This window comes from Streptomyces tendae (assembly GCF_014650435.1).
Taxonomy (GTDB): domain Bacteria; phylum Actinomycetota; class Actinomycetes; order Streptomycetales; family Streptomycetaceae; genus Streptomyces; species Streptomyces tendae.
On the sequence record NZ_BMUY01000004.1, the window covers coordinates 170642 to 184778 of the forward strand.

At 72.9% G+C, this 14137-nt stretch carries 6 protein-coding genes; 1 reads left to right on the forward strand and 5 read right to left on the reverse strand.

What is annotated here, in order from left to right:
• Positions 1-107 precede the first annotated feature (107 nt).
• The 4 genes from IE258_RS12865 to IE258_RS12880 form a co-directional block, all read right to left on the reverse strand.
• A complete protein-coding gene (locus IE258_RS12865) occupies positions 108-3362 on the reverse strand; it encodes a family 78 glycoside hydrolase catalytic domain (protein WP_189742929.1) in 3255 nt (1084 codons plus the stop codon).
• 123 nt (positions 3363-3485) lie between these two features.
• On the reverse strand, positions 3486-6881 hold the full coding sequence (locus IE258_RS12870) for a glycosylhydrolase-like jelly roll fold domain-containing protein (protein ID WP_189742931.1): 3396 nt from the start codon (positions 6879-6881) through the stop codon (positions 3486-3488).
• Positions 6882-6928: 47 nt separating this feature from the next.
• Complete coding sequence (locus tag IE258_RS12875; protein ID WP_189742933.1) at positions 6929-9538, reverse strand: glycoside hydrolase family 127 protein; 2610 nt, start codon at positions 9536-9538, stop codon at positions 6929-6931.
• A gap of 217 nt (positions 9539-9755) precedes the next feature.
• Positions 9756-12770 (reverse strand): glycosyl hydrolase, encoded by a 3015-nt coding sequence (locus IE258_RS12880; protein WP_189742935.1) that lies wholly within the window; start codon positions 12768-12770, stop codon positions 9756-9758.
• A gap of 258 nt (positions 12771-13028) precedes the next feature.
• Between IE258_RS12880 and IE258_RS12885 the strand changes: the two genes are divergently transcribed.
• Complete coding sequence (locus tag IE258_RS12885; protein WP_189742937.1) at positions 13029-13457, forward strand: cold-shock protein; 429 nt, start codon at positions 13029-13031, stop codon at positions 13455-13457.
• Here IE258_RS12885 and IE258_RS12890 read toward each other — a convergent pair.
• Positions 13426-14034 (reverse strand): HAD domain-containing protein, encoded by a 609-nt coding sequence (locus tag IE258_RS12890; RefSeq protein WP_229892089.1) that lies wholly within the window; start codon positions 14032-14034, stop codon positions 13426-13428. The genes IE258_RS12885 and IE258_RS12890 overlap by 32 nt on opposite strands.
• Positions 14035-14137 lie beyond the last annotated feature (103 nt).

Sequence of the window (14137 nt, forward strand, 5' to 3'; positions counted from 1 at the left end):
CCCCGGACCGAATCCTGGCCGACCGTCGTGCCTGCCCGGACTGCGACATGCCGGGCGGGGCGAGCGCGACCTACGGTCGGCCGCCCCGCCCCGCCCGGCTCCGCGTCCTAGCGTTCGCGGGCCATGGTCGACCGGAAGGTCCAGTGGCCCGAGCCGACCTCGTACACGGCCTCGTCTCCCGTCAGGCGCAGCAGCCGTGCCCCGTCGGGTGCCTGCGCACGGCTGCCGTCGACCGGTACGTGCACCTCCGCGGTGCTGCCGGCGGGGACGTCCACGGTGAGGCGGAAGCGGTCGTCCGCACGTTCCCAGTCGGTGCGTGCCACGCCGTACGGGGTCCGGTAGGAGCCCGCCGCAGAGGTCATGTCGCCCTCCACCGCCGGGTCGACGAGGAGCTCGGCGTAACCGACGGAGTCATCGGTCTGGGCGATGCCCGCGACGCGGGTGGTGAACCAGGAGTCGATCGCGCCGAGCATGAAGTGGTTCTGGGACTGGCCGGGTCCGCCGTCCCAGGACTCGCCCAGGGTGGTGTTGCCGGCGAGCACCTGGTAGCCGTAACTGGGGCTGGTCGTCTGCGTGGCGATGGCGTGCACGAGGTCGTCGCGGTCCGCGCCGCTCAGCACCCGGAAGGCGGCGGGCAGCGAGATCTCGCCCAGGACCAGGTGGTTTCCGGCGTCCTCGATGGCGCCGGTGAAGTGGGCGAGCAGGCGGTCCCGCTCGCCCTGCGGGTAGGCGCCCATGTCGAGGGCGAGTGCCTCGGCGCCGTGTCCGCCGCCGCCGAAGGTGCCGGTGGCGGTGTCGTAGTACTTGGCCGTCAGCGCCGCGACGCTCGCGGCGGCCTTGGCGCGGTACTCGTCGGCCGCGGCGGTGTCGCCGAGGAGCGAGGCGATGCGGCCCAGGGTGTCGACCACCCGCCAGTACCCGTACGTGCCCGCCACCGCGCGGGGGAAGGTCCGGTCCGGGGTGAACCAGTCGCCCAGGCCGTAGTCGAGGATGCCGTCGGCGACCTGGGTCTCCAGGAAGGCGGCGTAGCGCCGCATGTCCGGGTAGTACGTCTCCAGGGTCTGGCGGTCTCCGTAGGTGAGGTAGAGCTGCCAGGGGACGAGGACGAAGGCGCCGCCCCAGTTGGCGTCGTTGCGGTAGGCGCCCGGGAGGCTGGTGTACTCCGGGACGGTGCTCGGCACCAGCCCGTCGGTCGTCTGCGCGTCGGCCATGTCCCGGACGATCTTGCGGAGGTAGGACCGCATGTCGTAGTTGCCCGCGAGGGCGGGGAAGACGAGCTGGTTCTGTTCGAGCCAGCCCAGCTTCTCGCGGCTCGGGCAGTCGGTGAGCACGCTCATCATGTTGCCCTCGATGGAGCGGCGGATCAGCGAGTGGATGCCGTTGATCAGTGGGTCGGAGCTGGTGAAGTCGCCGGCCGAGGTGTTGTCGGTGCGCAGGACGTGTCCTCGGACGCTCACCGTCGCGTTCTCGGGCACGCCCCGCAGTTCCAGGTAGCGGAAGCCGTGATAGCTGAAGCGGGGGTGCCAGGTCTCGGCGTCCCGGCCGCCGGTGGTGTAGCTGTCCCAGAGGGGCGCGCCGACGTTGCTGATGGACTGGAAGGCGTGGCCGTCCTTGAGGCTCTCGGCCGGGTAGACGCGAATCGGGGTGCCCTTCGGCGCGCTGACGGTGATCTCCGGCCAGCCCGCGATGTTGCGGCCCAGGTCGAAGACGCGGCTGCCCTCGGCGCCGTCGACCTCCTTGCCCTTCAGGGTCTCCACGACGCGGATCGGCTCGGTCTCACGGGCGCTGAGCAGGGCGGGCCGGCCGGCGGTGCCGGGGCCCGCCACCTCGACCGCGTGCCGCCAGCCGCGTCGGTCGCCGGAGGGCCGGTCCCACCGCGGGATCTCGCGGCGGGCGTCGTAGTCCTCGCCGCCGTACCAGTTGGAGGCGGTGGTCGGGCCCAGCGTGGTGCGCCAGTCGTCGCCGCTGGTGATCGTGCGCACCCGGCCGTCGGCCAGCGTCACCTCCAGGCGGGCGATCAGTTTGGGGTCGCTGAGGTTGCCGTAGAGCTTGCGGTAGCGGTCGGCGGTGCTGACGACGTTGGACATGCCGTTGCCGAGGCCGACGCCGAGGGTGTTGGCGCCGGTGCGCAGTTGGTCGGTGACGTCGTAGGTGGCGTACTGGACGCGTTCGGCGTAGTCCGTGTTGGCCGGCTCAAGGACCCCGTCGCCCACCGGTTCGCCGTTGACGGTCGCCTCGTAGACGCCCAGTCCCGCGATGTAGAGGCGGGCGCTGCGGACCCGTTTCGGCAGGGTGAAGTCGTCGGTGAGCAGAGGCAGTCCGGCGGGCAGGTAGGGGGTGGGCTGCCGTTGGCCGGTGACCTCGGCGAGCCGTGTGGCGGGTCCTTCGGGGCTGTCGGCGGCGGAGACCGTGTAGTCGACGGGGAGGCCGGGGATCCGGCCGTCGTCGGTCAGGACGTCGGCGCGGGGGTAGAGCGCCACCTCGTCGAAGGTCTTCGCGGTCTTCAGGTCGAGGGTGAGGGTGATCGGCGCGTCGGAGACGTCCGGACCGGTGTGCGCGGCGCTCGCGTAGCCCGCCGCGGTCTGCAGGGCGCTGTTGGGCAGGCCGTCGACGGCGAGGGCGGGTTCCCAGGTCTTGCGCACGGTGTTGCTCTCGGACGCGGTGACCGCGGCGCCGCGGGCCAGGCCGGTGGTGGCGGTGCCGGAGTCGCGGACGTCGATCTCACCGAGCTGGAGGCGCCAGGTGCGGGCCGGGAAGGACTCGGCGAGTGGCAGGCCGAGCCGGGTGACGTCCAGTCGTACGAAGCGGGCGGTGGTGCGGGGCAGGCGGACGACGACCGGTTCGACGGTCCTCTCGCTCAGCCGCCAGTCGGGGTGGGTGATCCACTGCGCGTCCCAGTCCGACTGACGGGTCAGGCCGGTCTCGAAGGCGGCGGTGGTGCTCCAGCCGCTGTGCCGCTTCCCGTCGCCGGACCAGAGCATGACGCGCCAGTACACCTTGGCCCGGGAGCCCAGGTCCTTCCCGGCGTACGTCGTCCCGGGCACCGACGACTCCACCTTCCCGGAGTCCCACAGGTCGGGTCGGGAGGCCCGGAGCCGCTGGAGGGAGCTGGCGGCCTGGACACGGTAGGCGGTCTGGCGCGTGCTCGGGGCGTCGGCGGTGGTCTGCCAGCTGAGTTCGGGGGTGGTGTCGTCGATGCCGAGGGCCTCGGTCAGATGCTGGGTGCGCAGCTCGGTCGGGGCTGTGGCGCCGGTGGTCGCGGCGTCGGCGGTGACCGCGCCGGCCAGCAGGGTGACGAAGGCGGTGACACCGGCGAGGGCGGCAGCGGTTCGGTGTCTGCCGAGCGGGTTCGTTCCGGGCATGGCGGCTCCTTGCCGGGCGGGCTGGTACGGACATGGTGGGGTGGTTCGCACATGGCGCGGGGGGATCGGGCAGGGCGCAGGGCGGGCTGGGAGAAGGGAGGCGGAGGGGGGCCGGGGGCTGGTTCAGACGCGGCGCAGTTCGACGGTGGTCCGGCGCCGGAAGCGCAGGGTCACGGGGCCGAGCAGGCCGGACGGCAGTGGCTTCTTGCGTTCGTTGGACAGCGTGTTGGCGACCCGGACCCGCAGCGTGTTGCGCCCTGCCCCGAGGTGCCCGGTGACGTCGGCCACGAACGGCGCCCACAGCAGCGGCGGCAGCGCCGTGCCGTTGACGGACACCTCCGCGACGTCGCGGACGTCCCCGAGGTCCAGCAGGACGCGGCGGCCGTGCAGCCGGGCGGCGTCGACATCGATGTCGGTGGTGTACGTGCCGCTGCCGGAGAACAGCTCGTCGTGCTCCGTCCAGCTCCCCAGCGGTCCGGTGACGGGTTCGGCGCCCTCGCGTTCGAAGGTGAGGGTCCAGTCGCCGTCCACCGGGAGCGGGGCGAGCGGGTCGTCGATACGCACGGTGCCGTGGTAGCGGTGGCCGCCGTCGACGCCGGAGAGTCGGTGCGTTCCGGCCGCCGGGGCCTCCACCGTGGCGCGGAGCACGGGCCCGTGGCGCTCCACGGACCGGACGGGCACGGTCGATTCGGTGAGGTGGGGCCGGTCGCCCCGGCCGCCGCGGACCACGACCACGGCGGTCCGGTAGGGCTCCAGGTCCAGCGGCACCCGTACGCCGTCCTTCGTGGCCCGGTACACGGGCAAGGGTCCGCCGGTGCCGGTCGCGGGATCCCAGGTCTCGGGCAGGCCGGTGGCCGGGAGCGCCGCTACCGTGCGCACCTGCGCGCCGCTCTCGTTGTTGATCAGGAAGACGATGTCGGGGCCCCGGCGCACCCGCAGTACCCGCACGGCGTCCTGGGCCGGGTCCAGGACGGCGGCCGCGGTGCCGGACTCGACGGCGGCGGCTCCCAGTGCCCCGGTGTCCGCGACCCGGACGGCGTGTCCGCGGCCCAGGGAGCGGCGCGCCGGAACCCGGTCGCCGAACAGGTCGGAGAGTGCGTGGGCGAGGGTGCGGTCGCCGCCGTCGGCCTCCTCGGTGTCGAGCGCCCCCACCGCGATCACGGTGCCGCCGGCCCGGACGAACTCGCGCAGCACGCGCACCCCGTCGGCGTCCAGGACCGGTGTCCGCGGGATCACGACGAGATCGTAGGCGGCCGCCCCGACGACCAGGCGTCCCTTGCGCACCTCGGCGTGGGCCAGCAGCGCGGGGTCCCGGGTCAGGGCGCCCTCGTGCAGCAGGTCGAAGTCCACCTGGGCGCGTTCCAGGGCGTAGGCCGCCTCGGCGAGCGGGGTGTCCACGTCCGGCTGCCGGTCCGTGCCGGTCCACTGCTCGGCGGCCCGCTGCGGCTGCAGCAGCGCGGTGCGGGCGGCGGAGGTGCCGCGGCCGGCCTCCATGACCCGGCCGATCCACTCGGCGAGCGGCCGCATGGCCCACCACCAGGGGGCGCGCGGGCCGAACGGCGGTGGGAAGTACACGCGGCTCTCGTCGGTCCACAGGGCGTGCAGCACCGTCAGATTGACGCCGCGGGCGGCCTGCGCGCCGACGGTGGCGTGCACGAAGCCCGGGGTGACCTGCCAGCCCATGTTGCCGAACATCTCCAGCAGGGCCCGCTCGCGGCCCATCTGGTGGGCCACGGACACCGGGTTGCGCGGGATCATGGTGGGCTCGCCCGCCACGTACTCGGCGGTGATGATGTCGCCGCCGGGCACCTGGGCCCACTGGTTGACCTTGTGCAGGTCGCCGGTGGAGGCGATGCGCTTGGCGGGGGCGGTCTCGTCGTAGAGCGGGTTGGTGATCAGGGCGACGCCGCGCTTCTCGTACCACTGGGCCTGCTTGCGGAAGGCGGTGGCGAAGCGGTCGGAGACGGCCTTCCAGTAGTTCCCGCGGGCGATGCGGCCGGAGCGGCCGAGGTCGTCGAACGCGGCGGAGTAGGCGGTGCCGGGGGTGACGCCGACGGTGCGCAGGGCGCGGTCGAGGGCGGGTGACCACGGCAGGCGCTTGAAGTGGGCCTCGGCCGAGGCGAAGAACGGCTCGTCGTCCCAGAAACCGGGGACGACCGTGCCGAAGTAGCGCCCGAACCTGCGGTGGTACTCGCCGGGGAGGATGTCCAGGAACAGCTCGACGGGTTCGTCGTCGAGCAGGTCGACGTAGCTGCGGCTGTAGCCCTGGCTGTCGTCGGCGAGGAGCACGCCGCCGAAGAGGTCGACCTGCCACTCCCCCGCCGGGACCTGCCAGGTGTGGCCGCCGGTGAGGCGGTCGGTCAGATCCACGACGTCGGTGGCGGCGGTGGCCGTCGTGGGCCGGGCGGCGGCGGCCGTGACGGTGAACCCCGCGGCCGGCAGCGCGCGTTCGGGGAAGTCGCCCGCGGCGGCGGAGCGGTCGAAGGAGCCGGTGTACAGGCTGGTGCCGTCGGCCGCCTCGACGGTGAGGCTCTCCCACACCGCGCGCTGGTCGCCGACGGCGCGCACGCCGACTCCGCCCGTCCGCTCGGTCAGGTCCTCCAGGGTGCCCTTGTCCTTGCCGTCGAGGGTGACGGAGAGGCCGTCGGCGCGGAGGGCGACCCGGAGGGTGTGGAACTTGGTCTTGTTGAAGCCGTCGGTGCGGGTGCTGCGCAGCAGTTGGGCCGGTTCGGCACCGTCGGTCAGCCGCTCCACGGTGACCACGCCGGTCTGGTCGAAGGCGACGGCGTATCCGGTGCGCCCGTCGGCCGAGGCCCGTACGAGGAGTCCGGCCGCTCCGTGCTCGGCCTTCGCGCTGCCGGTGACGGTGCACTCGCCCCACCCCGTGCTGTCCCGCAGGACGGCGGCGCCGTCGAGCACCGCTGCGTCCGCGACGAGCCGTCCCGCGTCCACGCCGAGGCCGGTGCTGTGCCGGAGGTCGATCGACGCGGGCCCGCGCACCACGGTGGTGGAGCGGGCGAGCGCCTTCAGCCGCAGCTCGGGCCGGGGGGCGTAGGTGCGGGTGCCGACCCGTCCGCCCTTGACGATGAACTCGCCGGCCCGCCCGCTGGGGAAGTGGTCGTCGTTGAACAACCAGACGCGCATTCCGGTGCGTTCGGCGGTGCGCAGGACGTGGCCGACGATGTCGAACCACTCCTCGGTGAAGAACACCGGCGTCATCTCGGCGTTGTCGAAGGAGAAGAGGATCACCTCGTACATGCCCTTGGACCTGAGGTCCGCGAGCTGGCGGTCCACCAGTTCGGGCGTGACCGGGCCGTTCCAGTACCAGTAGACGGTGGGGCGGCTGTCGTGGCGCGGGTCGGCGAAGTGCCGGGCGGACCAGGCGTCGCACTCGTGGCGGGCCGGGTCGGCCGCTGGACCGGCGGCGTGGGCGGCGTCGGGCAGACCGACGGCGACCAGGGCGCCGGTGGCACCGGCCGCCGCCACGAAACGGCGTCTGGACAGGGGGTGTTCGGGCATGGCTGTGCTCCCGGGTGGTGGGGTGGTGCGGAGGGCCGCGGTGGTGGTCAGCCCTGGGCCAGCTGCCGTACCTGGTCGGCGGTGAGGGCGCGGTTGTGCAGCCGGAAGTCGCGGACGGCGCCGTGCAGGTACGGGTGGGTGCTGTTCTGGGACCGGCCCAGGTAGTTCCGGCTGGTCCGGCCGAGCAGGAGGGGACCGGCGACCATCGCCGGGTTCCGCCCGGCTTCGGTTCCGTCGACGTAGAGCACACCGGTGCCCCCGGCGAGGGTGAGCGCCACGTGCGTCCATCGGCCGACGGGCAGCGGTCCGGCGGCGTCGACGAAGTCCTCGGCCTCCATTCCGGCGATCTTCAGGGCGGCGCGGGCCTTCCCGGCGCCCGTGGTCGCGGTGAGGAAGAGGTACGTGTCCTTGCTGTAGCCCAGGTCGAAGACGCGGACGGAGGGGGCGAGGGTGTCGACGCGGACCCGGACGGACACGGTCAACTCCGCCAGTCCGCTGGGCAGTCCGGCGGGCAGGACGACGTGGCCGTCGCGCCCGTCGAGCGTCACCGCGGTCGTGTCGCCGTCGGTGCTCCAGGTGGCGCCACCGGCGAGGGAGCCGTCGGTGAACGCCCCCGTGCGGTCGGTCACCGAGGTGCCGCCCCCTTCGTCGAGGGGGTAGCGGGCCACGTCCCCGGGGGGTGCGGGCGGCGGTGCGACGGACCAGTACACGTTGTAGCGCTGGTGGTGGATCTCGTGGAAGGGGCGGAGGGGGACCTGCCGGCCGTCCGCCAGGGCCGTGAACCGGGTGGCCTCGCCCGGCGTGCGGCGCAGCGTCTCGGGGCGGATGGCGGGCAGCGTGGCGAGCGGTGTGTCCCCGTAGCCGCCCGCCAGGACGAGCGGACCGTACGACACGCTCTTGACCTGCGGATTGTCGGGAGCCGGGCGCCAGACGGGAGTGCGGGGCAGGACCAGTTCGACGCGGTCCCCGGTCCGCCAGCGACGTGTCACCGTCGCGTAGGTGCCCGGTTCGAGGCGTCCGCCGGTGCGTCTGCCGTTCACCGTCAGCTCGGCGTGGCGATCGCTCGCCGCCAGCCAGCCGGGCACGCGGATCCGCAGCGAGAACCGGGCCTCTCCCCCGGTGACGGTCAGGCGGGTGCGGTCGCCGGTGGGCATGTCGGTCTCCTGGCGGAGTGTCACGCCCAGTTCGTCCCAGCGCACTTCGGAGGGGATGAACAGGTTGACGTGGAGCGCGGGCCTGCGGGTGCCGGGGGTGCGGAAGTAGACGGTGTCGGCGAACTTGGTGTGCGTCTCCAGGCCCGTGCCGTGGTCGCAGGAGAAGTTGTCGTAGTCCCCGCTGTAGCTGCCGGGTGCCGAGCCGAGGCCGCCCTTCGGTTCGCGCCGCGAGCCCGCCCACAGCCCGGTGTAGTAGGTGACGAAGCCGTGCGCCGAGTCGGGGTCCTGCTCGGCGAGCATCTGGTTGTACAGCGTCCACTCGTAGTGGTCCAGGTACTCGGTGCGTTCGGGGTCGTGGCGGAAGAGGTCCCGGCCGAGCTTGAGCATGTTGTAGCTGTTGCAGTTCTCGCAGGTGACCTCCGAGAGCCGGCTCGCGATCTCGTCCGGCGGTCCGAAGAGTTCCTGGTTGGAGTTGCCGCCGATGGCGTACGAGTGGTGGCGTACGACCGTGGTCCAGAAGGTGTCGGCGATGTCCAGGTAGCGCCGGTCGCCGGTGGCCTCGTAGGCCGGTACGGCACCGACCACCTTGGCGATCTCGGTGTTGGCGTGCCGCCCGGCGAGTTCGTCGCGGCCCGCGGCGAGCGGTGTGTACAGCTCGTCGTGGTCGAAGCGGCGGGCGGTGCGCAGGTGCACCGGGTCGCCGGTCTCCAGGTGGAGCCGGGCGAGGACGTCGTTCATGCCGCCGAACTCGACCTTGAGCACGCTCTGCATCCGCTCGCGCGAGAGCGGGGCCGTACGGGCCTCGGCCCAGGCGGCCATCTCCAGCAGGACGTCGAACGCCTCCCGGTTCCCGCTGAGCCGGTACTGGTCCAGGAGACCGGCCATGATCTTGTGCAGGGTGTAGTAGGGAGCCCAGGGCTTCCCACCGGCCTCCAGCTGGTCGAAGACGGACTCGGGGAACGCGGAGAGGTAGCCGCGGTGGAACCCGGCCGCCGGCGCCGCCCGCTGGCACTCGGCCAGTGCCGAGACGAGCAGCCGGGCCCGGTCCGCGTAGGCACGCTCGCCGGTACTCGCGTGGGCCTGGGCCAGGGCGCTGAGGAGGTGTCCGGTGGTGTGGCCGCGCAGTTGGACGTCGGGCGCCTCCCAGCCGCCGCAGGGTTCGGCCGAGGAGGGCAGGCCGACGTTGAGCCGGAAGGTGTGCAGCAGCCGGTCGGGGTCCACGAAGAGGAGGTACGCGCAGGTGCGCCGCATGTTGGCGCGGAAGGGGCTGTCGAGGAGGCGGACGGCCGAGAGCGGGAAGGCGTCCAGCGCGGGGCGTGGGCGCCGCGTGCCGTCCGTCGGCCCGGGTGCCGCGGCGGTGGTCGACGACGCCGGGGCCGCGGGTGCGGTGGGGGCCGCCGCCCCGGCGGGTGCGGCCGGGATCGCGGTGGCGGCCGCGGCGGCCGACGCGGTGAACAGGACCTGGCGTCGGGAGGGGACGGGTCTGCTGTGCGGTGCGGGCATGGTGCGGGGCTCAGCTCCCTTCGATTGAATCGTTTTACTCGATTCGACGGAGACGCTAAGTGGCACCACCAGGAGCGTCAAGGGTTCTCACAAGAACCGACTGACGCCTCATAAGTCCCTTGGAAACACAAGTCGGCGGGCGCGGAGCGGGCACGACTCGGTGCGGACGGGCCTCGGCACCGTCCGCACCATTTTGAATCGTTCAATCCAGTCGGAGTCAGACCGTCCGCTGCGCGTACGGGACCAGCCGGACCGGCCCCACCAGCCCGTACTCCTGGCGAGTGAGCCCGCCGAAGACCTCCGGGCGGCTCACCCGGAGCCGGTTGACGAGGGGCGTCGCGACCTCGATCTCGATGGTGTTCGCGCCCCTGCGCAGCAGCGGGCCCACGTCGACGACGGGGTCGAGCCGGTCGACCGGGTCCGCGTCGCGGCCGTTGACGCGCACCCGGAAGGTGTCGGCCACCTGCCCCAGCTCCAGGAGTGCTCCGTGGGCCGCGCTCCAGTCGCCGGGGAGAGTGACCGTGGTGCGGTAGCGGCCGATGCCCGCGCAGTCCTCCAGTTCCGGGATGCTCGACCAGGGCAGCAGGGTGTCGAGCGTCAGGGTGCGGCGTTCCGTCTCGGTGCGGGTCGGGCGGTCACCGGGACGCCAGTCCTCGACCTCGACGCGCCAGCGGGCCGGTTCGATCGGGCCGGGGACCGCGGGAAGGGTGGTGGTGACGGTCCGCCCCTGAGACAGCCGCGTGCGGTAGGTGCCGGCCGCGGCGGCCCGTACGGTGAGGCCGCGTTCGGTGAACAGCACCTCGTCGGCCTCCGAGGAGAGGGCGTGCGGGCGGTTGCCGTGCCGGTCGCCGAGGAGTCCCGGCCGTCCCAGCGCGACGACGAGCGTCTGGCCCGGTCGCAGGGCGACCCGGAAGGTCACGTCCCGGCCGTCCTGGGTGTACCGGCCCACCCGTACCACCCGGCCCGTCCAGGGGTCGAGGAGATAGGGCACCGCGTCGCCGCCTCGCGTGCGGCGCAGTGTGACGTCGTGGTCGATCGCGGCCACGGGCGGTTTGACGGTCTCGGCGTGCTTGCCGTTGACCAGGTAGTAGTAGTCCGCGTCCGACGTCGCCCGGTGGGCATTCAGGAGTGTCGAGGGTACGGAGTGCCGTACGTCCGGGGTGACGCCGAGTTCGGCGAGGGCGTCGCCGACCGCGGTCTTCTCGGTGACCCGGACGACGCCCGGCAGCGCCATCAGGCGGTCGAGGACGTCGCGCAGCCGCTCGGTCTCACCGGCCGCCGGCACGCCCGGGGTCAGCGCCTGGTCGAAGGCGCCCAGGAGCACCACGGGCAGCCCGGCCTGCGCGAATCCGAGGATCCTGCGAGCGTCGTCGAGGGCGAGGGTCGGGGCGGAACCGTAGAAGAAGTCGCCCTCGACGAAGAGCGCCTTGTAGGCCGGTCCTTCGGGGGCGAGCCGGCCGCCGGAGACGGTCGCGTTCGGCAGGTCGAGGAGCGGGCCGCTGAGGAACTGGTGCGTCCAGCCGAGCGGGACACCGGTCGAGGTGAACCAGGACGCGCCGATGCCCGTGGCCGTGTAGCCGGTCTGCCGGAAGACGGCGACGTCCGCGCGGGCGGTGCCCGACTGCAGGACGGCGTGCACGCGGCCGAGGTAGCCGGCGATGTCCCTGGCATGCCGCCAGGTAGGCTGCCGCGGCCCCCACGACTCGCCGTATCCCGGTGCTCCGTTGTAGGGGCTGAACGCGGCGAAGCCGGGCCACTCGGCCTCCGGGGCACTCGCGTACGAGAAGCCGTGCATCACCGTCTGGTTGACGCCCGCCGCATAGGCGCCGCCCATGGTGCGCAGCACGCGGTCCCATGTGGTGCTGTAGGCCGAGCCGTTGTACGCACCCGCCTCGCAGGAGAGCACGGTGTGCCCGGCCATGTCGCGGCCGCCGGCCAGGCACCGGTAGTCGTCCAGGTTCTTGAAGCCGAGGGACTCCCCCTCCGCGATGTCGAGGATCGCCGCGGTGGCGATGGCGTCGGTCTGCAGGCCGTACGGCTGGGCACGCAGGGTCATGCCGAGGGAGTGCGCCCAGTCCTTCAGGGCGCCCACATGGTGCCGGTTGAACAGGTCGGAGACCGTGGCCCAGAAGTCGTGCCGGATCTGCCGGGTCTGCTGGGCCTCGAAGGCGAACACCTGGTCGCTGTCGTCGAGGACGAGGGCGGGCAGGCAGGGCAGCAGTGGTCGTCCCGTGCGCCGCTCGAATGCCTCGGGCAGGCGCGCCGTCCAGACCAGTCCCTCGGACTCGAGTTCCACCGAGTCCTCGAAGAAGGCACCGCCCGCGGCCTTGAGCAGGCGTCGCAGTGAACCGGTGAGGACGTGCCGTTCCCAGTAATCGGTGACGGCGGTGGTGCCCGCCGCGCTCAGGTGGTCCACCACGAAGGCGGCCGGTGCGGAGTGCGGCCCCGATTCCGGCTGTTGTCCGGAGCCCCGCTGCCAGTAGGAGATCAGCATCCACTCGCCGTCCGCGGGTGCCGTCCAGGTCAGGCCGTCGTCGGTGACGGTGTCCGTGAGGTCGCGGACGCTGTCGGGGTCGAGGCCGGTCTCCTTGCGGGTGGAGTTGGCGGGGTCGACGCGGGCGGCCTGGACCGCGAGGAGGCGCTGGGCGCGGACGCCGGACGCCGCGTCGTGGACGGGTGCGGGCACGGGTCCGCGGTACGTGGCCCCGGCGGCCAGTGCGGTGTGCCCGTGGGCGAGTTCCTGGGCGGCGGCCTCGTCGTCGGGAGTGACTCCGGGGACGGCCACGGGCCAGCTCGGGCCCAGGGTGAGGTCGACGGTCAGGCCGCGTCGCACGGCCCGGCGCAGGGCGGCCTCGACGCCGTCGCGCCAGGGTCTGCTGCCCCAGCCGTGGTGGGCGGTGTCCAGGAGCGACTTGTCCCGGATGCTGTGGTGGACGGCGGCGATCTCGGCTCCGCCGAAACCGGCGTCCGCGATCTGGTCGATCTCGCGGGCCACCTCGTCGGGGTCGACCAGACCGTCCGGCCACCACCAGCGGAACTTCGGGCGCACCGACCGGGCGGGGTCGGTGAACCACCGGGCGGATCCGTCGGCCCGGCCGGCGGCGGGGCCGGTGGGAAGCGCGGCGGCGCCGGGCGGGGCGGCGACCGCGGTGGCGGTCACCCCCGCGGCCACGGCGGCGGCAAGCACCGCGCGTCGGGACATCCCGCCACGCTGCGAGACGAGTTCGTGCATGAGTGCGCCCCAGGGTTCGGAGAGGAATTCCTTGATTGAATCGTTTCAATCCGGTGCAAACGCGGGAACGGTAAGCCGAGGCGATCATGGGGGTCAAGACGTGTCGCGCCGGTAACTTCGGTACGCCGCGGCGCCGGCGGCTCCTTGCGACGGCACGGTGCGATGTGCCGGCCACCTGGCGGACGGCACCCGATAGCATGCACACGGCTCCGGGGAAGGGCTCCGGACGGGTGTGGTTTTCAGAGGCTGGGGGTCCGCATGGTCGCGGGTCGTGTGGTGCGTTTCGACAGTACGCGGGGCTACGGGTTCATCGCGCCGGAAGACGGCGGCGAGGACATCTTCCTGCACGTGAACGATCTGCTCATTCCCGAGGAGTACGTGCGCTCCGGGCTGGTCGTGGAGTTCGAGGTGGAGAGCGGTGAGCGAGGGCTGAAGGCCTCGGGCATCCGGCTCCCCGAGGGAGAGCGGCACAAGCCCGCGCGGCGCCACCAGGAGGCAGCGCCCAGGGTGGCGATGTCCGACGAGAACGGGCAACCGCTGTGCGATGTGCTGAGTTCGGACGAGTACCGGCGTGACGTCACGGAACTGCTGCTGACCGCCAGTCCGCAGCTGACCGCGGAGCAGATCCTCACCATCCGCGGCGCGCTCCTGAAGTTCAGCGAGGGCCACGGCTGGATCGAGGACTGAGGCCGCCTTCCCGCTGCCCTTCCCGCATCCCTCGCTCCGGCGTCGGGCAGCCGCGGGCGAAGTCGGCGAGCGCCCGGAAGTCGTCGTCGCGCAGCCCGATCCGGGGATTGACGTGATGCAGAAGTCCGGGCGCTCGGTGATGGGCGGTCACGTAGGCCCGGTCGGGGTCGCCCTGTTCGTCGTCCACCCAGGCGAAGGGGCGTCCGTCGGCGTACTCCACCAGCGGAGCGGTCTTCCAGTGGATCCCGTCGGGGCGGTCCTGGAGCAGGGCGTCCGCGAAGTCGACGAACGGGAGTTCGGGGAGGCCGACGACCGGGGCGATCCAGCGGTTGGCGTCCGCCATCCACGTGGTGGCCCAGCACAGTTCGTAGTCGAGCCGGAGCAGTTCCGCCCCGTGCCGCGGATCGAGCCAGACCCGCAGGGGGCGGCGGGGCACCAGAGGAGACCGGTGTCCCTCACGGGCCAGGCCGTCCCAGGGCACTCGGAGGGTGGTGTACCCGGGCGGTCGCTTGTGGGGCTTGGCCGCGTACGGGTTGAGGGGCCCGTCCACGTCCAGGAACAGTAGCGGTCGCCCCACGGCCCCTCCCTCTGTCGTACCGATGGCCGGCTGCGCCGGTGAAGGAGCCTGGTCACTGCGGCGCCCCTCTGCTCCGGGAAGGTACCTCGGCCGCCCCTTCCTC